Here is a 23,657-nt window from a genome sequence, read left to right as displayed (position 1 = left end):
GCCGGTTGCTGCGCCGCCGCAGGCCACAGCGCCCGCCTGTGCACCCTGCAGCGAAGGTGCGGCGTCTTGTCTCTGAATCAACACGGGTATCTATTCCTGAAACGTGTAGGGCAGTTACCCGCGTGGCCGCTTCGTCCCTGAACGTGCGGCTCTGCCTTGCCGGCGGGCAGTCTTCGTCGCCGCACCGGTCATGGCGCGGCGTGGGTCGGTCAAAGGTCCAGCACCAGGCGCTGGCCCTTGCAACCGGACACGCAAACCATCATGGTCTTGTTCGATGCACGCTCGCCGCTACTGAGTACGCTGTCGCGGTGATCCGGACAACCGTCGAGCACAGCCGTCTCGCACGATCCGCACACACCTTCGCGGCAGCTGTACTCCACAGCCACGCCAGACTCCAGCAGGGCGTCCAGCAGCGACTTGCCGGACGGCACGCGCACGTTCTTGCCCGACCGCTGTAGCTGGACGCTGTATTCCCCCTCCTGCACCGCTTCCGTCGCCGGATCGGCGGCAAACCGCTCGATATGCACGTTCGCGTAACCGTGCATCTCGCAGGCCGACTCGAACGCCGTCAGCATCGGCCCCGGACCGCAGCAATAGAAGTGCGTGCCGGCGTCCTGTCCTGCCAGCATGGCGTTCAGGTCGGGGGGCACGCCCACTTCGTCGTCGAAGTGGAAGCGCACCGCATCGCCGTAGGCCGACAGCGGCTCGATAAACGCCGCCTCGGCACGCGAACGCGCGCAATACAGCAGCGTGAACGCCCGGCCGCGTTCGGCCAGGCGCCGCGCCATGCATACGATCGGCGTCACACCGATACCGCCGGCCACCAGCACCGTATGCGCGGCATCCTCGTTCAGCGCGAAGTGATTGCGCGGCGCCGCCACCGTCAGCGTGGCGCCCACGCGCAACTGCTCGTGGACGAAGCGGGAGCCGCCGCGGCTGTTGCGGTCGTTCAGGACGCCCACCGTATAGCGGTCGCGCTGTTCGGGGGCACCACACAGCGAGTAGCTGCGCACCAGGCCGTTGGCCAGGTGCAGGTCGATATGGGCGCCAGGCGCGAATTCGGGCAACGGCGCACCGTCGGGGTCACGCAGTTCCACGCTGACGACGCCACGCGACTCGTAGCGCATGGCCTGCACGCGCAGGGTTAAAGATGGGCTCGCACTCATGGGACTTCCTTCTACTTCAAGACTTTCCGGATGCTTAACGCTTTTCCGTCAGGAACTTGCCTTCCGGACCGCCGGCATTCTTCTGACGACGGGTATTGCCATCGATGCCCCCTTCGATCGCCCATTCGGCGAACATGGTGGGGCCGGGCTCGAATGCCCGCGGTTCCCAATGGGCATCGAGCTGGTCCTCATCGGCGTAGTACTCGATCAGCCCGCCCGCCGGATTCCTGAAGTACCAGAAGTACGCCGACGAGATGGGATGGCGGCCCGGTCCGAGCTGCGTATCCCAGCCCTTGCGGGACATGTTCATGCCCCCGCCAAATACCTCGTGGATATCGCGCACCGTGAACGCCACGTGATTGAGGCCAGCCTTGCCATGCGGCAGCTGCAGCAGGAACAGATCGTGGTGCCCCCCTTCGGCGGTGCAGCGCAGGAACGCGCCACGGTCGGGGTAATTGTCGGATTGCACGAAGCCGAATCTATCGATGTAGAACCGCTCGGTGGCCTTCACGTCCTTCACGAAGAACACCACGTGGCCCACCTCGATGGGAATGGCGCGCTCGTAGATGGGGCTGCGCTGGTTCATGCGCGGCTTGTCGTTCCACGTGTTCATCACCGCACAGTCCACCTGGACGTCATGCTTGCGCGTGACCTGGAAGCGCACGGCCAGGCCATTCGGGTCGGTGCACCCGATACGGGCGCCGTTCTCCAGCGACACGAAGGTCGGCTCACTGCCGATGCGGTCGCGCAGCGCCGCCAACGATGCTTCGTTGTCGACGCCCCATACCACTTCACGTAGCGTGGGGCCTTCCTCGATGGCCGGCGGCAGCGCCGGGTCGCCAGCCTTGCGTACCAGCACGCGGCAACCGTTCAGGGTTTCGAAGTCCAGACCCTGCGCGTCGTCGCGCCTGATCGTCAGACCCCAGTCTCCAAAGAAGCCGCGACATGCATCGAAGTCGTCGGCGCCGTAGACGATCTCGTCAATTCCCACTACCTTCATTTCCAGTCTCCGTCCTGCCGGTTGCAATGATGTGCGATGGCCTCAGTTGGCCCACGGCAGCGGTTGTTCGTTCAAGCCCCAGTACACGCTCTTCTGCTCCATGTACTGCAGGATGCCAAGCCGCCCCTTCTCGCGGCCGAGGCCGCTGTCTCGCCAGCCGCCGAACGGCGTGGCGATCGAGAACTGCTTGTACGTGTTGATCCAGACATTGCCGGCTTGCACGGATCGTGCCACCCGCCATGCACGCTTGTAGTCGCGCGTCCAGATGCCTGCCGCCAGCGCGTAGACGCTGTCATTCGCCTGCTCGATCAGGTCGTCTTCGTCATCGAACGGCATCGCCACCAGCACCGGCCCGAAGATCTCTTCCTGGCAAATCCGTGCGCGGTTGTCGAGACCCTCGATGATCGTCGGCGTATAGAAATAGCCATTGGCCAGGCCCGCCACGTCGGGGCGGATGCCGCCGGTGCGCAACTGGCCGCCGTCTTCCACACCCACCGCCACATACGATTCGATGCTGTCGCGGTGCCGGTCCGTGATCAGCGGCCCCATCTGGGTGCGCTCGTCGGCGGGGTCGCCCACGCGCAGCTTTGCCGCGCCAGCCGCCAGCCGTTCGATGAACGGCTCATACTGCGAGCGCGCCACGAACAGGCGCGAACCGGCGATACACGATTCGCCCGACGAACTGAATACGCCATACAGCACGCCGTTCACTGCATGGTCCAGGTCGGCATCGTCGAACACCATGGTCGGCGACTTGCCGCCCAGTTCCAGCGACACCGGCATCATCTTTTCCGCCGCGATATGCGCGATGTGCTTGCCGGTGGTGGTGCCGCCGGTGAACGACACGCGGCGCACCAACGGATGCTTCGTGATAGCGTCGCCGATCACGGAGCCCTTGCCCGGCAGTACGCTGATCAGCCCTTTCGGGACGCCGGCTTCCTCGCAGATGGCAGCCAGTTCCAGTGCCATCAGTGGCGTGACTTCGGCAGGCTTGACGATGACGGCATTGCCCGCGGCCAGTGCGGGCGCCATCTTCTGCGCCTCGCTGGCAATCGGCGAATTCCAGGGCGTAATGGCAGCGACCACGCCCATCGGCTCGTAGACGCTCATCGTCAGGCAGTCTCCGCGTTGCGGCGTGATGTGCTCTTCGAGCGTTTCCAGCGCGGCGGCAAAGAACTGGAACGTACCGGCGGCGCTGGCGACCAGGGCCCGCGTTTCACTGATCGGCTTGCCGTTGTCGAGCCGCTGGCGCTGGGCCAGCCCTTCGGCTTTCGCGCGGATCAATTCGGCCACGCGGTACAGCACGGCAGCGCGCTCGTGCGGCTTGCGCCGGGCCCAGCCGCTCTGGCGGAAGGCCCGATCGGCACCTTGGATGGCTTCTTCGACGTCAGCCAGGCTGGCCGCGTTAAGTTCTGCCACCACTTCACCCGTCGCCGGATAGCGCGTGGCGTAGCGGTCGCCGCCGCCCAGGCGCCATTCGCCGGCAATCAGGATGGGAAGGACTTGTTGCGTCGTCATGGGGGATTACTCGCTTCAGATCGACACCGCGTGGGCGCGGTTGCCGAGCGCACGCACCACGCTGAACACGGTCAGCGCGGACGTCTTGGGGTTGGCAGCCAGCGGCTTGCCGCGCATGGTCAGCTCGAAGCCGCCGAAGGCGCCTCGCGCTAGCACGTGGTGGACGTTTTCCACCGCCGACGGGTCGGCCAGCAGCTTCACCGCGGTGCGGTCCAGCCCCAGCCCCGCCAGCGACACCGTGGCCGCCACGTTGGCATTCTTTGGATAGAGCCGTGCCGCATCGCGCGCCGTACCTTCGAAGATCACGGTCGGCTCCGTCAGCGCGTTCAGGTCAAACAACTGCTCCGCCGGCGTACCGGTCCAGGCGCGCGCAGGCTTGCGGCCCGTGTAGACCACTTCATCGAGGCCGCCCACGCGGGCCGCCGCAAGGGCGTCGATGGCGCCAATGGCACCCGAGAGCAGTTGCACCTGGGTATGGCCGCGTCGTGCGGCCGCTTCCAGACGCTCGGCCATGCCGGGCTCGGACAGCGCGCCCACCGACACCACCAGGCACGGAATGCCGCGTTCCAGCGCCGGCACGACGTGTTCCTCCAGCGCCTGGTGGCCCGCGCATTCGACGAGCAGATCCGGCCGCCGGTCGCCGTCGGCCAGCCGGGTCGCCACGCGTACGTTCGGCGCCAGCGTCGACAGCGCGCCGCGCGCCGCGGCCATCCCGCCTTCCGGCACGATCACCATGTCGAACGCGACATCGGGGTCGGACTTCAGCAGCTCCAGCACGCCACGGCCAATCGCGCCGCAGCCCACCATCGACACATGCAGCATGGACATCCCCCTTCAGGCCGCTGCCGCCGCCGTATTGGCGATCGGGGCCTGCTTGTTGACCGGCGGGCCGGCAAACACCGTCTTGAAGCTGCCAATCGACAGCATGTCGATTTCCAGCAGGAACGGGCCCGGCTCCACCGTGGCGGCTTCCAGCGCAGCGCCGATGTCTGCCAGGTTGCTTACGCGACGGTGGCGCAGCGCCAGCGACTGGCACAGCTGGGCGTAGTCGGGCGTGTGCAGGTCGACATAGTGGCGACGGCCGCCGTACTGCGCGTCCTGGATATTCTTGATGACACCATAGCCCTTGTCGTTCATCAGCACGATGACCATGTCGGCACGTTCCTGCACGGCCGTGGCCAGCTCGCCCAGGTTCAGGATGAAGCCGCCGTCGCCCGCCAGCGTGAACGTCTTCTTGCCCGACGCCGTGGCAGCCGCGCCGACGGCGGCCCCAATCCCCATGGCCAGGCCCTGGCCAATGCCGCCGCCCAGCGCATGCACGCCGGCACGCGAATCGAACAGTTGCAGGTGGCGATTGCCCCAGGTGCTGTTCGAAACGGTCACGTCGCGCACCCAGTTGAAGTTGCGGCCCACGGCCTGCTGCAGCGCCTGCACCAGCGCGCTGTAAGGCCCCAGGCCCTCGACCAGCGCGCCCGCGGCGGCTTCATGGGCGCGGCGCAGGTCGGCCGCGAAGCCGCCATCGATTTGCATGCGGCCTTCCAGGCGGTCGGCCAGGCCGTCCAGCGCCAGCGCGGCGTCGCCGCTGACGAAATAGTCGCTCTGGTAGCAGCGTCCTTCCGATGCCGGGTCGGCGTCGATACGCAGCAGCGGGCGCGGCAGTTTCAGTTCATATTTGAGCGTTTCGTTGCCACGCAGGCGCGAGCCGACCACGACCATCGCGTCGCAGGTCTGATAGAACGTCTCGACGGGCTTGTGGAGGTTGTAGGCACCCAGCGAACGCGGGTCGTCCTCGGGGACGATGCCACGGCCCTGGGTGGAGGTGACCACGCCAAAGCCCATGTCCATCAGACGCCTGACCTGCTGGCTGGCGTGGCGCGCGCCGCCGCCCAGCCACAGCATCGGACGCCTGGCCTTCAGCAGGCGCTCGGCCAGCGCATCAAGCGCGTGGGCCGACGGCTGGTGCTGCGGCACCGGCAGCGGCTTCAGGTCGTTCGGCATTGGAATCAGCGCCGCCTGGATGTCGATGGGGATCTCCACGCTGACCGGGCCGGTCGGTGCCGTCAGCGCGGTCTGCACGGCAAGCTTGATCGTCGAGATCGCCGTATCGGCGCTGCGGATGCGGAAGGCCGCCTTCGACACGGCCTTGAGCATCGTGAGCTGGTCGGGCGCTTCGTGGATATAGGCGAGGCTCTGGTCCAGGTACGGCGTTTCGATCTGGCCCGTGATGTGCAGCAGCGGGGTGCCGGCGGTCAGCGCCTCCACCATGGCGCCGGCGGCGTTGCCGGCGGCGGTGCCGGTGCTGGTCAGGCACACGCCGAGGCTGCCGGTGGTCCGGGCATAGGCGTCGGCCATGTTCGTGCCACCGGCTTCGCCGCGCGCCGGGACGAAGCGGATCTTGCCGCGCTCTCCCATCGCGTCGAGGATGGGCATGTTGTGGATCGAGATCACACCGAATGCAGCCTTGACGCCGCATTGTTCGAGGAAGGCTGCAATGGCGCAGCCCACGGTGACTTGTTGTTGCTCGTTACGCATGACGGGAGAGTCCTCCGGAAATATCGATATGGCTGCCCGTGGTGTACGAAGACAACGGCGAGGCAAGGAACAGGATGGCGCGCGCGGCTTCCTGCGGCAGGCCAAGGCGGCCCAGTTGAATGTGCTTCTGTTTGGCCAGACGCGCGGTCCACGCGGTCCAGTCCAGATGACGGTCTTCCTCGGGGCGCGCGTCGAAGCGGCGACGCCATTGACCCGATTCCACCAGGCCGATCAGGATGCCGTTGACGCGCACGCCGCGGGGCGCGAATTCGGTGGCAAGCGACCGCACGAGGTTGTGCACGCCGGCACGGGCGGCCGACGTGGCCACCATGTGGGGCTCCGGCTGCGTGGCCAGCAGCGAGTTCACACAAACAATTGCGCCCTGCTTCGATTGCGCCAGCTGCGGCAGGAACGCACGCGTCGGATGAATCACCGAGAAGAACTTCAGCTGCAGTTCCTCCATCCAGGCAGCGTCCTCGGTGGTGGCAAACGTCGACACCCGGCCCTGGCCGGCGTTGTTGACCAGCATGTCGGCCGGACCCAGTTCGCGCGCAACGTCTGCGGCGAATGCATTGACCTGTTCGGGTTGCAAGACATCGCACGTGGCGGCGTACAGCCGGCACCCGGCGAAACGCTCGCGCAGCAAGGCTTCGGCGCTGCGCAGGCGCGCGGCGTCGCGGCCGCACATGGCAACGGCGGCACCCGCCTCCAGCAGCAATTCGACCGTGGCCAGGCCGATGCCGGAGGACCCGCCGGTCACGACGGCGACCTTGCCGTCGAGTTCAATCATGGACATCGAATCCCCTCTCCCCTCATTCGCGATAGATGGCTACCGCCTGGCCCGGCACGCGCCTGGCATGCCGATGCGGCCGGTATCCGAGCAGGCGCGACAGTTCGCCCGCGGTTTCCCTGACTTTCCCGACCATGCGGTCGAGTTCTTCCTGCAGCAGGCGCGACGCCGGAATCGTGGCTCCCAGCGCGGCGGCCACCTTGCCCGTACGGTCGCGCACCGGCGCGGCAATCGTGGAAATGCTGGCTTCGAAGAAGCCTTCCTGCAGCAGGTAGCCGCGCTGCTGCACTTGCTGCACCAGCGTGTGCAGGGCTTCCACCGTACGGGGCGTACTGTCGGAATAGACCTGCAACTGGGCTTCCGGATACAACGTTCGCAGCTGCTCCAGATCCAGGTCCTCCAGCAGCACGTGGCCCAGCACCGTGGCATGCGCGGGCAGCCGTGCGCCGACGTTGACGTTGCTGGCAAACGGCCGTGAGGCCGCGGCCTTGGCCACGTAGACCACCGAGCGCCCATCGCGCACCACGATGTTGCAGGGATACTCGATATCGTCGCGCAGCCGGTTCAGCAGCGGACCGCCCAGCTCCGTCAGTTCCAGCGACGCCAGATAGTCGAAACCGAGCCGCAGCACCGCCAGTCCGAGCCGGTATTCCCGCCCGCCGTCGGCGCGTTCCACATAGCCGGTGGATTCCAGCGTGGCCAGCAGGCGAAACACCGTGGAGCGCGGCACATCGAGCCGGCGCGACAGATCCGCCGCACTCAACACGCGGTCGCGTGCGCTGAACTCGGCCAGCAGGCGAAGTCCGCGCTCCAGGCCCGGCACGATGTACTTGTCCAGGCCTTCGGCATTCAATGCGGCTGCGGTTTCAGGGTTGGCGCTCATCGCTCGGCTCGCTCGCGGCTTATCGCTTGACCTTGGTCAGCGGGTGCTCGGGCGGGTACGTCGGCGTGACCGGCTTCTTGGCGCCGAGCATCACGCACATCAGCGCGTCTTCCTCGCCGATATTGATTTCCTCGCGGTACACGCCCGGCGGCACCGACACCAGGTCACGGTCGGTCAGGATGGTTTCATAGCGTTCGCCGTCCTTCTCCAGGATCAGCTTGATCTTGCCGCGCAGGATGAAGAACACCTCTTCCACGTCGGTGTGCAGGTGCGAAGGACCTTCGTGGCCAGCGGGGATGATCATCGTGGAGAACGTGAAGTGCTCCGACGGCACCGTATTGGTGTCGGCCGATACGCCGGTGCCACCCGTGCCCAGGTAACGCATCTGCGCGCGACGGTATTTCGGGTCGTAGTCCGCCTGGAACTTCAGCGCGTCCCAGTCGTAGCGGCGGGTACTGAAGCGCGCCACGCGCGATTCCATCCACTTGTCGAACGAGGCACCTTCAGGTTGTTCCCAGCTGCGCTTGATGTTTTCCTGTTGCGACAGATCGCTCATTTCCATTTCCTCTGGAGTGTTTGGTTAATGCATGACAAAGCCGCCGTTGACCGCCAGCGTCTGGCCGGTCACGAAACGGGCGAGGTCGGACAGCGCGAACAGCACGGCGCCGCAGACGTCATCGGGAACCTGCTCGCGCTGGATGGCGCGCTGGTCGCGGTAGAGGTCGTGCCGGTGCTGCGGCACGTATTCGGTGGCTTCCACCAGCGTCAGGCCCGGCGCGACGGCGTTGACCGTGACATTGGCATCGCCAAGTTCCCGCGCCAGCGAGCGGGTCATGCCGATGATGGCGCTCTTGCTGGCCACGTAGGCCAGCAGGTTGGGCGCACCCCACAGCGGCGTGTCCGAAGCCAGGTTGATGACCGCGCCCCGGCCACTGGCGCGCAGCGCCGGCGTGCAGGCGGCGGTCATCAGCCAGGTGCCACGCACATTGACGTTCATCACGCGGTCCCACGTGGCGATGTCCAGCTCGGTCAGGTTGCGGCCCCCCGAGTCGGTGACCGCGCCGTTGTTGACCAGGCCGTCCAGGCCGCCGAGCGCCTCCGCGGCGGCGCTGGCACAGGCCTGCACCGATGCCGGATCGTTCAGGTCGAGCTGCAGCGGCACCACGTGGAAACCCCGCGCCTTCAGCGCGGCGGCCGATTCCTCGACACGGTCGACCAGGATGTCGGCCATGGCCACGCTGGCGCCGGCTTCGGCGATGGCCGTGGCAAAGGCCAGGCCCAGGCCGCGCGCGGCGCCGGTGATCAGCACCTTGCGGCCGGCCAGCAGGTTGGCGTACTGACGATCAGGCATGGCTGTGGGCTCCGGCCACCGGTTGCAGCATCGCCACAGGCTCATCGGCGACCTCTGCTTCGGCGCGGCGCTTCAGCAGGCGGCGTACCCGCGTGATGCCGGCATCGTGGGCGTAGAGCATCTCGTGATCGCGCGCAGCCGGCGCCATCGATTCCAGCACCACGCGGTCCTGTTCCAGCACGTCCCAGTGCAGGCCTTCCAGGCGATTGCGATACAGGAAGCGCCAGACGTCCCGCTCCCAGCCTTGCACATGGCGGGTACGCCAGAAGAACACCATGCAGTGCTCTTCATCGACCGGCGTGGCGATGCCAACGATGCCGAACGGCCCGCCGGGACCGACCTTGTCGCGATACGGGATGGACAGGCGCAGCCACAGCGTGCCGGTCTCGCCGAATTCCACCCAGTCGAAGTTCACACCGCGCTGTCCGGTCTTCTCGAAGACCAGGCCGTGATCGGTTTCCACGACCTGCATCACGGCGGACTTTTCGCCGCTGGCCATCGAGTGCGACACCGCATGAAGGTATGCGCCATGCATCGGGTCCATCACGTTGTCGATGGCATAGCGGTAATTGCAGTCCCAATGCGCCACGCACAGGAAGTTGCTGTGTTCCGCGCTGACCAGTTCCTCGGGCAGCCGCAACGCGTCGGCGTCGGTGGGCGCGCGATCGCCAAACCACAGGAAGATGGCACCGGCCTGTTCTTCCACGGGATAGCTGCGCACGCACGTGCGGCCTTCCAGCGGGCAGTTCTCGACGGCCGGCACGCTCTTCACCTGCCCGTCGCCGCCCACTTCCACGCCGTGGTACCAGCAGGCCACGCGGTCGCCCAGGTTCCAGCCCATCGACAGACGCGCGCCACGGTGCGGGCAGCGGTCTTCCAGCGCGTTCAGCTTGCCGGCGTTGTCACGCCACACCACGATGTTCTGGCCCAGCCGCGTGATGCCGATGGGGGCATGCGTGACCTGCCACGACGCCGCCACCGGATACCAGTAGTTGCGCAGGCCGGTATTCAGGCGCGTTTCGGCGCGTGCTTGCTTGTTCGATTCCATGTCTGTCTTCTCGCTTGTCGTCTCGGCCGGCGCTCAGGCGCCCAGGCGGCGCATTTCGGAGAGGAAGCGTTCCTCGGTCCACGACTGGCCGTCGGCCGCCAGGAATCCGGCGTGATTGAACGCACGCACGACGTCTTCCGGGGATTTGGCGCCGCCCGCGAACGCAGCTTCCAGCGCGTCGCCGAGCGCGTTCTCGTAGGCGGTGGGCACGGCGGCGCGCGTCTGCCAGACGATGTTGGTGACGTGGCCCGGCTTTTCGATATGACCCTTGCCCGCAACGTTGTTGGGCGCGGGACGCTCCCAGGGAACCAGGTTCGGGTTGTACGCGACGCTTTCCATTGCGCTTTGCTCCATGGCTTGCTTGGTGGGGGACGGCTGGCTCAATCCACTGTCGCGATCCTCAGGTAGACACGCTAGTCGTTTTACCTATGAAACACGAGTTTAAATATTGAACACAGGTACGACTATAGACAACGACGGTTTAAAGATTGATCGGGGTTAACCCGCGCCGAGGGCGGGGCGCTGGCTGATAGCCGGCCAGGCTGGCGCGGGCGGAACGCTCAGGAACGAGAAAGCGTGCTGCGAATCAGGCGGGCCACGGCTTGTGGCTGCTCGATGTAGCACGCGTGACCGGCGTCGGGGATGGGATGGAACGGCAGGCCAAAGCGGTCGGCCAGCGCAGCGGACGCCTCGGGCGTGGTGACCACGTCCTGCGCGCCGCAACCCACCTCCACAGGTCGCCCCTGCGCTGCGAGATACCGGCCGATATCGTCGCCACACAGCAGCGCCACGGCCTGACGGTAGCCATCCGGATTGAGCCGCTGCATATTCCAGCGCACCCATGCCTGGGCATCGGGCGTGGCCGCCGGGCTCAGCAGCCTGGCTGGGCCGCGTTGCGCCAGGCCCTCCACCCCCATCGATTCCAGCGACGCAATGCGCTGCCCCGCCACTTCGCGCGCCTTGTCTTCCTTGCCTGGCGCCCCGTAGCCCAAGGCGGGACTTAACAGCAGAAACCTGTCCGGCTGAAGCCACGGGGGCACGTTGGCCGCAAAGCCGGCCGCCATCAGCGCGCCGAGCGAGTGCCCGACGATCAGATCGGGCCGCACCTGCAGCGCACTCAGCATGGCGCCGAGTTGCAGCGCGTAGTCGCGCGCCGTCGGCGCCGGCGTCGGCAATGGCGACGACTGGCCGTAGCCGGGCGCATCCCAGGCAATCACGCGCGCATGCGCCGCCAGCAGGCTGGCGCATGGCAGCCACGACGCCGCCCCCGAACTGATGCCGTGCAACAGCACGACCACCGGGCCACGTGTTCCGCCGATGCGGCAGGCCACCCGGGCGCCGTCGGGTCCAGTCATCACCAGACGTTCGGCGAAATGGCTGTCGAGCGCGGCCAGCAGGTCGACGCCTGGAGCGGGTGCAGAAGGGGTCGCACTTTGTTCCATGTATGAAATGTAGGTTTGCAAATAAAACTTCTCGACTATAGGCGCATATCTTTGTGGGGGGCGATCAGGGTAAACAGGGAGAAGAACCGCGGTGTTTGCGGGACGCCCGAAAGCGGTGCGAAACACGTGAAATCCGCCTCGCCAGCGGGCTGGGGTGGCGGCAGGCAAAGAACCGCGCCGGGCTTGAGTCGCCCGACCGAGGTGCCGGAACGCCGCCCATCGCAATGCGCCGAGGCGGTGCGGCGCGCACCACATCAGCCGCGGTATCCGGACAACGCCGCCTTGTCACACCGGAGCCTCATTAGGGTTCGCCCCTATCTACGGCCTCACGCCCTCTGCCTATATTCCGCTCATCGTTTCCTATGTAGTTCATTGTTTTACTAATGAAACACGACAATGCGGCAGCCACCATACCGTTGCCGACGGAAACGTCCATGAGAAGCCCACAAGACAAGAGAAGGAAACGGTAGATGAAGATCGCAAAGTACGCGGCGGGCCTGCTCGCAGCCGCGCCCCTGCTGGCCTGCGCCCAGTCCGTCACCATGTATGGCGTGGTGGACACGGGCGTGGAATTCGTCAACAACGTCGGCGCGGCCGGTAACAGCGTGGTCCGCATGAACACGCTGACCGGCACCGTACCGTCGCGGTGGGGCCTGCGCGGCACGGAAGATCTCGGCAACGGGCTGAAGAGCGTGTTTGTGCTCGAAGGCGGATTCGCCCCCGATTCCGGGAATGCCAACCAGGGCGGTCGACTGTTCGGCCGCCAGGCGCTGGTAGGCCTGCAATCGAACCAGTGGGGCCAGATCTCGTTTGGCCGCCAGTACACGATGCTGTTCTGGGCCACGCTCGACACCGACATCCTGGGGCCGAACTCATTCGGCTCGGGGTCACTGGACAGCTATCTGCCGAACACCCGTGCCGACAACGCCATTGCCTACAAGGGCACGTTTGGCGGGCTGACCATGGGCGCCACGTACAGCTTTGGACGCGATACGGCCAACGCGGGCCCCAGCCCTTCCGGCACCAACTGCGCCGGCGAAAACCCCGCCAACAAGAGCCAGTGCCGCGAATGGTCGGCCATGATTGGCTGGGACCAGAAGTGGTGGGGCATCACGGCCGCGTATGACTCCCAGCGCGGCGGCCCGGGCGCCTTCGGCGGCCTGACCAGCAGCAGCCTGCGCGACGACCGCGCGTCGATTGCCGGCTACGTCCTGCTGGATCGCACGAAGATTGGCGCCGGCGTGATCCGCCGCGAAAACCAGGGCAGCCCGACGCCGCTCTCGGAGCTCTACTACATCGGGGCGGCCTACGACATCACCCCGGCCTTCACGCTGGCAGGCCAGGTCTACTACCTGAACTATCAGAACAGCGACAACAAGGCGATGCTGTACGCCGTGCGCGGCATGTACAACTTCAGCAAGCGCACGGCGGTGTACGCGACGGCGGGCTATATCAACAACGACGGCACGCTGGCGATGTCCGTGAGCGGCGCGCAGGCTGGCGCAAACCCGAAACCGGGCGGCCAGCAGTTTGGCGCCATGGTCGGCATCAAGCACATTTTCTAAGGAGGCCGACATGCAACCCAACGTTATCCGCCGCGTCGTCATGGGCGCGATTGGCGCGGCCATCGGCACGGCCGCACTGCTTGCCACGGCCCCGTCGATGGCCCAGGGCAACTATCCGAACAAGCCCATCACCATCGTGGTGGCCTACCCCGCCGGCGGCGACACCGACGTGCTGGCCCGGCTGATGGCCGAAAAGCTCGCCGCGCGCCTCAAGCAGTCAGTGGTCGTGGAAAACCGCACGGGTGCGGCGGGCACGATCGGAAGTGCCTATGTGGCACGCGCGGCCGCCGACGGCTACACGCTACTGCTGGCCCCTAATACAGTGTCGATCGCACCGCTGGTGCTGAAGGCCGGCACCGGCGCCAGCTACGACGTGCTCAACGATCTCACCCCCATCGCCCAGCTTGGCACGCAATCCCTGTTCGTGGTGGTGAACAAGAACAGCGGCATCGCGAAGATGGGTGACCTGGTGGCGCGCGCAAAAGCCGGCAAACTGGAAACCTATGCCACCCCGGGCAACGGATCGCCAATGCACATCATGGGTGAACTCTTCAACAAGTCCGCCGGCGTGAAGATCTCGCAGGTGCCTTACCGCGGCACCGCACCCGCCATCGTGGACGTGCTGGGCGGCCAGGTGCCGATGACCTATGTCACCTACGGCGCGGTGGTGCAGTACGTGGGCAACGGAACCCTGGTACCGCTTGCCGTGGCCGACCCGAAGCGTTCCCCCTTTGCGCCGAACGTGCCGACACTGGGCGAACTGGGTTACAAGGACGTCGAGATCGGCGCATGGCAAGCCCTGCTTGGGCCCAGGAACCTGCCGCCGGAAATCGTTCGCTTGCTGAACAGCCACGTCAACGACATCCTGAAGCAGCCGGATGTGGTGGCGCGCATGGCCACGATCGCCGTGACGCCTGTGGGCGGCGAGCCGGCCGTGCTGCAGAAGCTGATCGCCGCCGACTACGCGCGCTATACCCGGTTGGTCAAGGAGTTTGGCATCCAGGCCGACTAAGCCGGACGCGTCCGCGCTTCCCTTCGAAGAGACCGCAGCACTGACGCCCCGCCGATGCGGGGCATTTTCGTTCGTGGTGGCAGTACTGCCACGGCATATCCAGCTGCGGGAGCCAGTATCGGGCCCGTTGGCGGTCCGTTTCTGGGGCATCCGCCCCCGGCCCCGGAACGCGTCGCACCGTCTTGGCGCGCAGCGCCCCGCGCTGGGGATACACCGACATCCGCCCCGCCCCCGAATGGCCGCATAGGCCGCATTCTGGCGACAAATCTTGCATACAAGCATGGCATACCACTTGCTCAAGTGGTACCCGTGAACGCAACGACTGAAAACTCTCCCGCCGATATTGCCAATCGCATCACCGAGGCGATGCTTGGCCAGAAGCTGCTGCCCGGCTCGCGCCTGGGTGAGCAGGAGCTCGCCACGCTGTTCGGCGTGAGCCGCACGCTGGTGCGCGAGGCGCTGTCGCGCCTGGCGGCGCGCGGCATGGTGACCGTCAGCGCCCGGCGCGGCTGGTTCCTGGTGGAACCGGGTGCCGACGACATTCGCGCGGCGTTCGACGCCCGGCGCATTATCGAAACCGGCTTGCTGCGCGAGATCGGGCCGGAGCGCCCGCCCGGCGCCCAGGCCATCCACACGCTCAAGGTGCATATCGCACGCGAGAAGGCTGCGCTCCAGGGCGACGACGCCAGCATGCGCAGCTTTCTGCTGGGCGATTTTCACGTTTGTCTATGCGCCTCGCTGGGCTATGGCCTGCTTGTCGACACGCTGCGTGACCTGACGGCACGCACGACGCTGGTGGCCAGCCGCAATCAGTCCGCCGCCGATGCCGACCGCTCCTGCAGCCAGCACGAAGACATCGTCAATGCGTTGGCCGCGGGCAATGGCGCGCTGGCCGCGCGGCTGATGGCCGAACATCTTGGCGAAGTGCATACCAGCCTTGATGCCGTGGGGCCCGCCGACCCGCTTGCGCACCTGCGGCAGGCGCTGGCCCCGGTCGATCCCACGCGCACGCCCCACGCCACAACGCCCGCCGCGGAGGTTTCCGCGGCACAGCCAATGTCATCCCCATCCCCATCCCCATCCCGAAACTGAGGAAACACGCGATGTTCCAAGCCCTGTCCCAATCCAAGTCTTCCCGTCGTGGCGTGATGTGCGCATTGCTGGCCGCCCTCTGCGTGGCCGCGCTGCCCGCGCAGGCCGATACGCTCGCCGACATTACCAAGGCCGGCGTGCTGCGCGTGGCCGTGCCACAGGATTTCCCGCCGTTCGGCTCGGTGGGGGCCGACATGACGCCGCAGGGCCTCGATATCGACGTGGCCGCGCTGATGGCCAGGAAGATGGGCGTCAAGCTCCAGTTGGTCCCGGTAACCAGCACCAACCGCGTGCCGTATCTGCAGACGCGCAAGGTGGATCTTGTAATCTCGAGCATGGGCAAGAACCCTGAGCGCGAAAAAGTGCTCGACTTCTCGGAGGCCTACGCGCCCTTCTTCAACGGCGTGTTCGGACCGGCGGACCTTCCCGTGAAAAGTGCGGCTGACCTGGCGGGCAAGACCGTTGGCGTCACGCGTGGTGCGGTCGAAGATCTGGAATTGAGCAAGATCGCGCCGGCCAGCGCGAACATCAAGCGTTACGAAGACAACAACGCCACGATTTCGGCCTTTCTGTCCGGACAGGTGCAGCTGATTGCCACCGGCAACGTGGTAGCTTCGTCGCTGATCGCCAAGCACCCGCCCAAGGCGCCGGAGACCAAGTTCCTGATCAAGAATTCGCCGTGCTTCATCGGCATGAACAAGGGCGAAAAACCCTTGCAGGACAAGGTCAACGCCATCCTCGCCGAAGCCAAGAAGGACGGCTCGCTCAATACGCTGTCGATCAAGTGGCTGCTGCGTCCGCTGCCGGCCCAGCTCTGACACGCGCCGCCCGGGTAATAGCATGGCTTACGCGTTCGATTTCGTTTCGGTGCTGGACTACACCGACGTGCTGGTGAAAGGCATCGCCGTCACGGCGCAGCTGACGCTCACCGGCGGGGTGCTTGGCGTGGCCGTCGCCGTGGCGGGCGCCTGGGCCAAGACCCAGGGCCTAGCCTGGCTGCGCGCAGTCGTCGGCACCTATGTGGAGCTGATCCGGAACACGCCGTTTCTGATCCAGCTGTTCTTTATCTTCTTCGGGCTGCCCAGCCTCGGTGTGCATCTGCCGGAAATGGTGGCGGCGTCGCTGGCCATGGTCATCAATCTGGGCGCCTATGGAACCGAGATCGTGCGCGCCGGCCTGGCAGCAACGCCGCGCGGACAGTTCGAGGCGGGGGCCAGTCTTGCCATGTCACCGTTCCAGGTGTTCCGCCATGTGGTGCTGCGCCCGGCCTTGCAGAAGATCTGGCCCGCGCTCTCGAGCCAGGTGGTGATCGTGATGCTGGGGTCCGCGGTGTGCTCGCAGATTGCCGCCCAGGACCTGACGTACGCGGCCAATTTCATACAGGGCCGCAACTTCCGCGCGTTCGAGGTGTATCTGGTCACCACCTGCATCTACCTGCTGCTTGCGATTGCCCTGCGGCAGTTGCTGCGCGGCATCGGCCGGCAGCTATTCGTCCGGAGGGTGGGATGATCGAGTTTTCGTTGTGGGATATCGTCCGTAACCTGCTGCTGGCGGCGCGCTGGACCGTGTTGCTGTCGTTGGTCGCCTTCGTAGGCGGCGGCATCGTGGGCCTGCTCGTGCTGTTGCTGCGCACAGGCAAGCGGCCGTGGGCAAGGCGGCTGACACAGGGCTATATCGAGCTGTTCCAGGGCACGCCGCTGCTGATGCAGCTGTTCCTGGCGTTCTTCGGACTTGCGCTGTTCGGCATCGAAGTGCCGGCCTGGCTGGCTGCGGGGCTGGCGTTGACGCTGTGGACCTCGGCCTTCCTGGCCGAGATCTGGCGCGGCTGTGTGGAAGCCATCCCGCGCGGTCAGTGGGAGGCCTCCGGCAGCCTGGCCATGGGCTACGTGCAGCAGATGCGCCACGTAATCCTGCCGCAGGCGCTTCGGATAGCCGTGGCCCCCACCGTTGGCTTCGGGGTCCAGGTCATCAAGGGAACGGCCCTTGCATCCATCATCGGTTTTACCGAGCTTTCCAAGGCGGGCACGATGATCGTGAACGCCACGTTCCAACCGTTTACCGTCTATGCAGCCGTCGCGCTGATGTATTTCGCGCTGTGCTGGCCGCTTTCGCAATACAGCAAGATGCTGGAGAGGAAATTTCATGCCGCTCATCGCCATTGATCAGGTCCGCAAGTCGTTTGGCAGCAACGAGGTCCTGAAAGGTATCTCGCTTTCCGTGGAACCCGGCGAGGTCATTGCCATCATCGGCAAGAGCGGTTCGGGCAAGAGCACCCTTCTGCGTTGCATCAACGGGCTGGAGCGCATCGATGCCGGGGCCATCACCGTAGCAGGCGCTCATCTGGCCGACAGCGAACTGCAGCTGCGCGCGCTACGGCTGAAGGTGGGCATGATCTTCCAGCAGTTCAATCTGTTCCCCCACCTGAGCGCCGGGCGCAACGTGATGCTGTCGCCAATGATCGTCAAGGGCGTGCCAGAGGCCAAGGCCCGGGAACTCGCCGAACTGAACCTGGCGCGCGTGGGACTGTCCGCAAAATTCGACGCCTATCCTGACCAGTTGTCCGGCGGGCAGCAGCAACGGGTTGCCATCGCCCGCGCGTTGGCCATGCAACCCACCGCACTGCTATGCGACGAGATCACGTCCGCGCTGGACCCCGAACTCGTCAACGAGGTGCTGCAGGTGGTGCGGGGCCTGGCCGCCGACGGCATGACCTTGCTGATGGTGACGCACGAGATGCGCTTTGCGCGCGAGGTGTGCGACCGCGTGGTGTTCATGCACCAGGGGAAGGTCCACGAAATCGGTGCCCCGGAGGAGGTCTTTAACCGTCCCCAAACGTCGGAACTCCAGCAGTTCCTGGGGATGGTGGAGGCCTGACACGCCAGATTAGGATGTCAGAACCCTTTCACAACTTTCATCACCGCATCGGCGACCTTGCCTGCTAGATACACATGGCCGGCGGGTGTGGGATGCGTGCCATCCTCAGACACATAGATGTCGCCATTGCCATCTCCATTCAGATCGCCAGCATTCCCCGTGCCGGTCTGCCAGCGCTCGCCGACATTGTCGATGAAGTGAAAATTGACGCGACTTCCAACCGCCGCCTTGATGGCATCCCGTTGATCGATAAATGTGGAACCTGGTGACCAGGGGCCTAGAACAAAAACAACAGTGAACGGCAGTTGCTTTTCCACGGCATCAAAGAGAGCTGTCGCCTCGGCTTGCAACTCGGCCTTCGGATGACCGGTGTCATTAGTGCCGGCCGCGATAACCAGCACATGTGGGCTGAATGGCAGGACGTCGGTGGAAAGTCGATCGCGTAGTTTAAGTTTGCCGTCGGGGGCCTCCAGGTATCCCGTAGCGCCGACACCGGACTGATACATGTCCTTCCAGCCCATCAGATATCCAAGCCGGGTGGCGTAGTTGTCAAAGCTATATCCTTGCCCGGCCATCCCTTCCGTGATCGAGTCACCCAAAATGACTGCGCGCCGCCTCGGCTCAGCGGGCGGGGCTGAGATGGAGTCGCCCGGGGCAATCCGTAGCCCGCCGAATCGCATGTTGGGCGTCTCGATCCGAATGTTCCTCGACTTCCGACCTCCTTGGAAGTCGACTCGCGTGAGGTACAGGTTGCCATCGTCAGGATAAGCGACGGCCGAGGTCGTGGCGTACGCGCCATCCACGAGAAGCCGGTGCGCGGAAGCCTCCACGTTTCCTTTAACCATGATCTCGAAGGTGGGAGCGTCGGTCACGAACTCGATGTAATAGATGTTGGAGTCGGGACCGAGCACGCCGTAGTTCACCGCTGTGTTCTTGACCAGTTGGTCGTCCGGATAGTCGGGCCCTGCTTGTTTTACTGCGCCGATGTATCGCAGCGCTGGGCTGTCCGGCGGCACCAGCCTGCTGTCCTTGATGCTGGACGGCATATTGGCAATGCCCGGCGTAACGATGGGAGGCGATGCCATCGTGGCGGGCGCTCCGCCAGCCGACATGGCCGCCTTGAGCAAAGCCTTCGTGGCCTCCAGATCTGTCAACGGTGACGGCGAGGAGGGCCTGGGGGGCGCGGCGGGTCCACTCGGCTCTGATGGCGGGGACCCGCCGCCGCTCGCGACCGGTGTCGGAGTTTCGCCGCCACCTCCTCCGCATCCCGAAAGGAAGACAATTAGCAAAATCGTTGCAAATGCCACATAGCGTCTTTTCATTGATTTCTCCGTTTTCGTAAAAATTACACGGAGGAAGTCGACGAGAAACTCCGCCAGAGGACGGAATCGGATATCCGACTAGTGGCCTAACTAAATCTGATTAGGCTTCACACTTTGGAATCAGCAGGCCGCCGCCGATTGCTCTGGGGACACCATCGTGGGCCGCCGTGAACGCGGCGTTGCCCGGAGCACGCCTTGCATACCCAAGGAAGCCACTGTTATTGGCGGCCCAACTTGGCGAAGAAGGAGCCGCCAAGCGGCCGCACGCTTGCTGAGCACGACCGTCTATTCGATGCAGGGTGGAGATGTCCATGCATCGCTCGGCGTCTCCGTCAAGACCGAACCCGTCCACCGCGCCACCGACGCCGATACCTGGATGATCAGTGGCATTGTCAATCCAACCCAGCGCGCCAGCACCTCTGCGGAACTGACCTTCGTCCGCGCGGCGTCGGAGGGCTCGCGCCGAACCGCCGGCCTCTGCACCGGTGTCTTCGTACTGGCAGACGCTGGCCTGCTCGACGGCAAGCGAGCGACGACCCGGTCCAGGCGGCCGCCTTCTGCCTACTTCAGCGCTGCTTCTGAAGTCTGCGCAATCTTCACAATCATCTCGCGCAGCCAGGCATGCCCCACATCGTCATCGTCACGGCCATGCCAGACCGCGCGCATGATTTCCGTGCGTGATGGGTAAGGTGGTGCGCGACGAGTCAGGCCCCCACGATCTGCGAGTGCCAAGGCGAGCGACGCCGGCACGATCGACAGCATGTCCGTCTGGCGAAGCATGGCCGGAATGGCGAGCGCGTGTGGGACCGTGACTCTCAGCCGCGGCGTCGCACCGGACGCAAGGAGCGCCTCCTCCAATGCTCGTCGATCGAACATCTCGGACTGGCGAGCCAACCCGCGCTCGACGATGAATCCCCCCACCGCCCCTTCCTCCTGCCCGCCCACTGACAGCGTGACAAGCGGGTACGTCGCCAGATCCTCGAGTCTGAGCTTTCTTCGTGAGGCCGGATGTCCTTTGCACATCAAGATCGACTCACCCTGGGACATCAGCTCGCACGAGTTCAGGCGATGTGGAACCTGGGAGAAGATGCCGATGGCGATATCGATACGCCCCAAGTCGATCTGCTCCGCGAGATCCAGTCGTGTCGACGGCCGAATGACGAGGTCCACGCCGGGCGCCGACTTCTGCAACTCCCGCGAAAGTGGCGCTACGACTACTTCCGTAACGTGGTCGTTCGCCGCTATGACAAACCTACGCCTGGACTGGCCTGGAGAAAACGGCTCCGTGCCCAAGGCGTTCTCGATACGGCGAATCGAATCCAGCAACGTTGGCGCCATCGACAGGGCACGCCCGGTAGGCACCATGCCCTTGCCCCTCCGTATGAAAAGCTCGTCACCCACCAGTTCGCGAAGCCTGCGTAGCGCATGGCTTACCGCAGATTGCGTGAGGTGCAGACGCTTGCCGGCCAGGATCAGATTCCGCTCCTCATAGACGGCCTCGAAAACCTTCAGAAGGTTCAGATCCGTACGTCCAATGCTCATAATGGTGTCGCTCGCTCATTGAATTGCCTTCATTATGCAGATGCACAGACATCAATTCCATTCCATTCACTGGCGGCGCATTATGGCTTCCACTATTGGACAGGAAGCGAACCATGACTTCAGAAACACTGGACAGCGATCGCGAAGCATTGATCGAGCGATGCATCCCCTTCCTTGAGGAAGTGAAGGACCTCACGACCGGCACCGAGGTGGAAAGCTGGCTCAACCGGAAATACGGACCTGCCAGCCAGCTGTACCGAACGTTGTCTTCCCTGGTGCGCAAGGGTGTGGAGGATGGCTGGGCGGCCAACATCGATATTGAAGGCCCAACCTATCGCCGTAGTCGCATCGCGGAGCCCTCCGAGCGCACGCTGCACTTCAGCATCACTGCGGTGTATATGGACAGCACTGGCAATGCCCAGGGACATCTGGACGGTCGGTTCCGCGGGCAATACCACGGCCATCCATATGGGGAGTTCAACATGGTCGTGCCTTTGAATGCTGGCGCGGCACTCAACGGTCCGAATGGCTGGTGTACGGGTGGCTGGACCGCCCCCGCTCCTGGGAGCCATCACTACCCCGAAGCAAAAGGGGGTGCAGTGATCGCGTTGTTCTTCCTGCCTTCCGGGCGCATTTCCTATCACGAAGCCCCGCAGGAGTGAGTCATGGTCCAGACGATTAGTAAATGGTCCCAGGACGCGATCACGCAATGTGTCGCCTCAGTAGTCACCTCGCGGCGGTCAGTCCGTGCGTTCAAGCCAGAGCCCGTGCGCCAGGACGTGGTCGAGCAGATCCTGCAGGAAGCGGCCGCCGCGCCGAGCGGAGCCAACATTCAGCCTTGGCGCGTGTACGTGGTTACAGGTACCGTCAAGGACGAACTTGCCGACATCCTGGTCGCGGCTCACAGGGGCGGGTTGGCTCCCGCTCCCGCTCACTTTCCTGAGCCCTTGCCTGACCTTTTTCGCACGAGACTAATTGATTTCGGCGCACGCTACTACGCGTCGCTTGGTATCGATCGCAACGACACGGCGGCGCGCTCGCGCCAGACCGAAAAGAATTTCTCGTTCTTCGGCGCTCCGGTGGGTCTCATCATCAGCATCGACCGCAGACTGAAGCCGCACAGTTGGATCGATATCGGGCTTTTCGCGCAGAACCTCATGATTGCCGCGAAGGCGCGGGGCATTGACACATGTCCCCAGGTCGCCTTCGCACCGTTCCACGAGCAGATTGCATCGTACTTGAATATGCCTACCGAGGAAGTCACTGCTTTCGGTATGGCGTTGGGCTTCGGTGACACCGAAGCCGAGGTCAATCAGACGAGGATGCCACGCGCACGCGTGGGGGACTTCGCGCGCCTATTGGGCTTTCCCGGCACTGCCGGTCGGTAATCCCATCGCGGCTATCCCAATGTTCGTCCGAACAGACGCCGCTCCGCCACACATGGATGGCGACACTGCACAACACGTATCAAGATGACCACCCTTTTCAAGTTCAAGACGTTCCGATCCAACGTGAACACTCTGCTCAGCCTTTTGCTGACAGGGATCAGCTTTGCCGCCGCTGCGTTCGCCCCCACCGCTGCATCGGCCTCCGATTTCACCCAACAGATCGTCGCCGATGCCAAGGTGACGGCTGACGACTATTTTCATACGGGGGCTGGCGCAAGATATTTGCGCCGCGCCGACAAGGATCTCGTCAGGAAGCCGGTGCGTGGCAATATCACCGTGCTGATGGGCTCCGGCGGCAACATCACTGTGCTCGCGACTCGGGAGGGCAATTTCCTGGTCGATGCCGGCATCAGCAAGTCACAGGAAAAGCTCCAGGAAGCCATCAAGGAAATCGGACCACGCCCGCTCAGGTACGTAGTGAATACGCATTGGCACTGGGACCACACGGATGGCAATGCTTGGATGCATGAGGCAGGTGCCACGATCGTGGCGCATAGGAATACCTATAAGCACCTTACCGAAAGAACACATGTGAATGCCTGGAACTGGACGTTTGACCCGGTCCAACAATCAGCACGCCCAACGCTGTTGATCGACGACGGGATGACGTTCAACTTTGGCGGCGCCATGATCGAAGTGGAGAATTTTGGCCAAGGTCATACGGACGGGGATCTATGGGTCTACTTCAGGAACGCCGACGTGCTGGTGCTGGGCGACACTTTCTGGAACGGGTTATATCCGTATATTGACAACGAAGATGGGGGCAGCATCGACGGCGCGATCAAATGGGCCAGCAAGGCGGTAGCCCGGACGACCTCCCACACGATCGTCATTCCTGGGCATGGGGCCGTAGGCACGCGGGCTCAGCTCATCGAGTTTCGCGACATGCTGGTGACTGTGCGCAACAACGTAGCGGCGCTCAAGAAGGCCGGAAAGACGCTAGAGGAGATCGTCGCAGCCAAGCCAACAGCAGACTTCGATGCCAAATGGGGAAACTTCGTCTTCAATGGCGATCAATTTACGAGAATGGTCTACGCAGGACTGCAGGCCGATATCTAGCCTCTGCTGTCAA

Annotated in this window: 24 protein-coding genes and 1 pseudogene; 11 read left to right on the top strand and 14 right to left on the bottom strand. The window is 64.6% G+C overall.

The annotated features are described in order from the left end of the window. Positions 1 to 209: 209 nt before the first annotated feature. From AC3FJ6_RS19585 to AC3FJ6_RS19530, 12 genes are all read right to left on the bottom strand, one after another. Positions 210 to 1,166 (bottom strand): PDR/VanB family oxidoreductase, encoded by a 957-nt coding sequence (locus AC3FJ6_RS19585; protein WP_400391972.1) that lies wholly within the window; start codon positions 1,164 to 1,166, stop codon positions 210 to 212. Between the two features lie 34 nt (positions 1,167 to 1,200). Continuing rightward, positions 1,201 to 2,166, bottom strand: a complete 966-nt coding sequence (locus AC3FJ6_RS19580) for a VOC family protein (protein ID WP_488773362.1) — start codon at positions 2,164 to 2,166, stop codon at positions 1,201 to 1,203. A gap of 42 nt (positions 2,167 to 2,208) precedes the next feature. Beyond that, positions 2,209 to 3,684 (bottom strand): aldehyde dehydrogenase, encoded by a 1,476-nt coding sequence (locus AC3FJ6_RS19575; RefSeq protein WP_488773361.1) that lies wholly within the window; start codon positions 3,682 to 3,684, stop codon positions 2,209 to 2,211. A 15-nt stretch (positions 3,685 to 3,699) separates the two neighbouring features. Beyond that, positions 3,700 to 4,506 carry an aspartate dehydrogenase gene (locus tag AC3FJ6_RS19570; RefSeq protein WP_488773470.1) on the bottom strand — a complete coding sequence of 269 codons (807 nt, stop codon included), beginning with the start codon at positions 4,504 to 4,506 and terminating at the stop codon, positions 3,700 to 3,702. Positions 4,507 to 4,518: 12 nt separating this feature from the next. Beyond that, positions 4,519 to 6,216 (bottom strand): thiamine pyrophosphate-binding protein, encoded by a 1,698-nt coding sequence (locus AC3FJ6_RS19565; RefSeq protein WP_488773360.1) that lies wholly within the window; start codon positions 6,214 to 6,216, stop codon positions 4,519 to 4,521. Further along, positions 6,209 to 7,012 (bottom strand): SDR family oxidoreductase, encoded by an 804-nt coding sequence (locus tag AC3FJ6_RS19560; RefSeq protein ID WP_488773359.1) that lies wholly within the window; start codon positions 7,010 to 7,012, stop codon positions 6,209 to 6,211. The genes AC3FJ6_RS19565 and AC3FJ6_RS19560 overlap by 8 nt, the downstream gene beginning before the upstream one ends. Positions 7,013 to 7,028: 16 nt before the next feature. Next, positions 7,029 to 7,889, bottom strand: coding sequence for an IclR family transcriptional regulator (locus tag AC3FJ6_RS19555; protein ID WP_488773358.1), 861 nt, complete (start codon positions 7,887 to 7,889; stop codon positions 7,029 to 7,031). Positions 7,890 to 7,908: 19 nt separating this feature from the next. Beyond that, a complete protein-coding gene (locus AC3FJ6_RS19550; protein WP_488773357.1) occupies positions 7,909 to 8,445 on the bottom strand; it encodes a cupin domain-containing protein in 537 nt (178 codons plus the stop codon). Between the two features lie 24 nt (positions 8,446 to 8,469). After that, the gene (locus tag AC3FJ6_RS19545) at positions 8,470 to 9,240 is read right to left on the bottom strand and encodes an SDR family oxidoreductase (RefSeq protein ID WP_488773356.1); all 771 of its coding nucleotides are present in this window, start codon (positions 9,238 to 9,240) and stop codon (positions 8,470 to 8,472) included. Continuing rightward, a complete protein-coding gene (locus AC3FJ6_RS19540; RefSeq protein WP_488773355.1) occupies positions 9,233 to 10,288 on the bottom strand; it encodes an aromatic ring-hydroxylating dioxygenase subunit alpha in 1,056 nt (351 codons plus the stop codon). The genes AC3FJ6_RS19545 and AC3FJ6_RS19540 overlap by 8 nt, the downstream gene beginning before the upstream one ends. 33 nt (positions 10,289 to 10,321) lie before the next feature. Continuing rightward, entirely contained in the window at positions 10,322 to 10,627 is a 306-nt protein-coding gene (locus AC3FJ6_RS19535) for a recombinase-like helix-turn-helix domain-containing protein (RefSeq protein WP_488773354.1), read from the bottom strand. A gap of 221 nt (positions 10,628 to 10,848) precedes the next feature. Further along, positions 10,849 to 11,730 (bottom strand): alpha/beta fold hydrolase, encoded by an 882-nt coding sequence (locus AC3FJ6_RS19530; protein ID WP_488773353.1) that lies wholly within the window; start codon positions 11,728 to 11,730, stop codon positions 10,849 to 10,851. 470 nt (positions 11,731 to 12,200) lie between these two features. Here AC3FJ6_RS19530 and AC3FJ6_RS19525 point away from each other — a divergent pair, with 470 nt between their 5' ends. The 7 genes from AC3FJ6_RS19525 to AC3FJ6_RS19495 all read left to right on the top strand — a co-directional run bounded on the left by AC3FJ6_RS19525 (position 12,201) and on the right by AC3FJ6_RS19495 (position 18,273). Beyond that, a complete protein-coding gene (locus tag AC3FJ6_RS19525; protein ID WP_488773352.1) occupies positions 12,201 to 13,295 on the top strand; it encodes a porin in 1,095 nt (364 codons plus the stop codon). A 10-nt stretch (positions 13,296 to 13,305) separates the two neighbouring features. Next, positions 13,306 to 14,307, top strand: a complete 1,002-nt coding sequence (locus AC3FJ6_RS19520; RefSeq protein ID WP_488773351.1) for a Bug family tripartite tricarboxylate transporter substrate binding protein — start codon at positions 13,306 to 13,308, stop codon at positions 14,305 to 14,307. Positions 14,308 to 14,616: 309 nt separating this feature from the next. Then, positions 14,617 to 15,399: a GntR family transcriptional regulator gene (locus tag AC3FJ6_RS19515; protein WP_488773350.1), complete on the top strand. Its 783-nt coding sequence runs from the start codon at positions 14,617 to 14,619 to the stop codon at positions 15,397 to 15,399. A gap of 56 nt (positions 15,400 to 15,455) precedes the next feature. Beyond that, positions 15,456 to 16,217, top strand: a complete 762-nt coding sequence (locus AC3FJ6_RS19510) for a transporter substrate-binding domain-containing protein (protein ID WP_400396033.1) — start codon at positions 15,456 to 15,458, stop codon at positions 16,215 to 16,217. A gap of 22 nt (positions 16,218 to 16,239) precedes the next feature. Beyond that, positions 16,240 to 16,908, top strand: a complete 669-nt coding sequence (locus AC3FJ6_RS19505; protein ID WP_488773349.1) for an amino acid ABC transporter permease — start codon at positions 16,240 to 16,242, stop codon at positions 16,906 to 16,908. Further along, complete coding sequence (locus AC3FJ6_RS19500; protein ID WP_488773348.1) at positions 16,905 to 17,561, top strand: amino acid ABC transporter permease; 657 nt, start codon at positions 16,905 to 16,907, stop codon at positions 17,559 to 17,561. The genes AC3FJ6_RS19505 and AC3FJ6_RS19500 overlap by 4 nt, the downstream gene beginning before the upstream one ends. After that, the gene (locus AC3FJ6_RS19495) at positions 17,542 to 18,273 is read left to right on the top strand and encodes an amino acid ABC transporter ATP-binding protein (RefSeq protein WP_488773347.1); all 732 of its coding nucleotides are present in this window, start codon (positions 17,542 to 17,544) and stop codon (positions 18,271 to 18,273) included. Before AC3FJ6_RS19500 ends, AC3FJ6_RS19495 begins: the two co-directional genes overlap by 20 nt. Positions 18,274 to 18,290: 17 nt before the next feature. Here AC3FJ6_RS19495 and AC3FJ6_RS19490 read toward each other — a convergent pair whose 3' ends face one another. Further along, on the bottom strand, positions 18,291 to 19,427 hold the full coding sequence (locus AC3FJ6_RS19490) for an SGNH/GDSL hydrolase family protein (RefSeq protein WP_488773346.1): 1,137 nt from the start codon (positions 19,425 to 19,427) through the stop codon (positions 18,291 to 18,293). A gap of 325 nt (positions 19,428 to 19,752) precedes the next feature. On the opposite strand from AC3FJ6_RS19490, the pseudogene AC3FJ6_RS19485 reads away from it, so the two are divergent. After that, positions 19,753 to 20,121: pseudogene (locus AC3FJ6_RS19485) on the top strand (type 1 glutamine amidotransferase family protein); the annotation flags it as partial. A gap of 35 nt (positions 20,122 to 20,156) precedes the next feature. Here the strand turns inward: AC3FJ6_RS19485 and AC3FJ6_RS19480 are convergent. Next, complete coding sequence (locus AC3FJ6_RS19480; RefSeq protein ID WP_488773345.1) at positions 20,157 to 21,137, bottom strand: LysR family transcriptional regulator; 981 nt, start codon at positions 21,135 to 21,137, stop codon at positions 20,157 to 20,159. 113 nt (positions 21,138 to 21,250) lie between these two features. Between AC3FJ6_RS19480 and AC3FJ6_RS19475 the strand changes: the two genes are divergently transcribed. The 3 genes from AC3FJ6_RS19475 to AC3FJ6_RS19465 all read left to right on the top strand — a co-directional run bounded on the left by AC3FJ6_RS19475 (position 21,251) and on the right by AC3FJ6_RS19465 (position 23,644). After that, complete coding sequence (locus AC3FJ6_RS19475) at positions 21,251 to 21,799, top strand: 4-hydroxylaminobenzoate lyase (protein ID WP_488773344.1); 549 nt, start codon at positions 21,251 to 21,253, stop codon at positions 21,797 to 21,799. A gap of 3 nt (positions 21,800 to 21,802) precedes the next feature. Continuing rightward, positions 21,803 to 22,525, top strand: a complete 723-nt coding sequence (locus AC3FJ6_RS19470) for a nitroreductase (protein WP_488773343.1) — start codon at positions 21,803 to 21,805, stop codon at positions 22,523 to 22,525. Between the two features lie 84 nt (positions 22,526 to 22,609). After that, positions 22,610 to 23,644, top strand: coding sequence for an MBL fold metallo-hydrolase (locus AC3FJ6_RS19465; protein ID WP_488773342.1), 1,035 nt, complete (start codon positions 22,610 to 22,612; stop codon positions 23,642 to 23,644). The last annotated feature ends 13 nt before the right edge of the window (positions 23,645 to 23,657 follow it).

It is taken from the genome of Cupriavidus sp. 94F1 (genome assembly GCF_057798875.1).
This window is presented reverse-complemented; position numbering and strand designations above follow the sequence as displayed.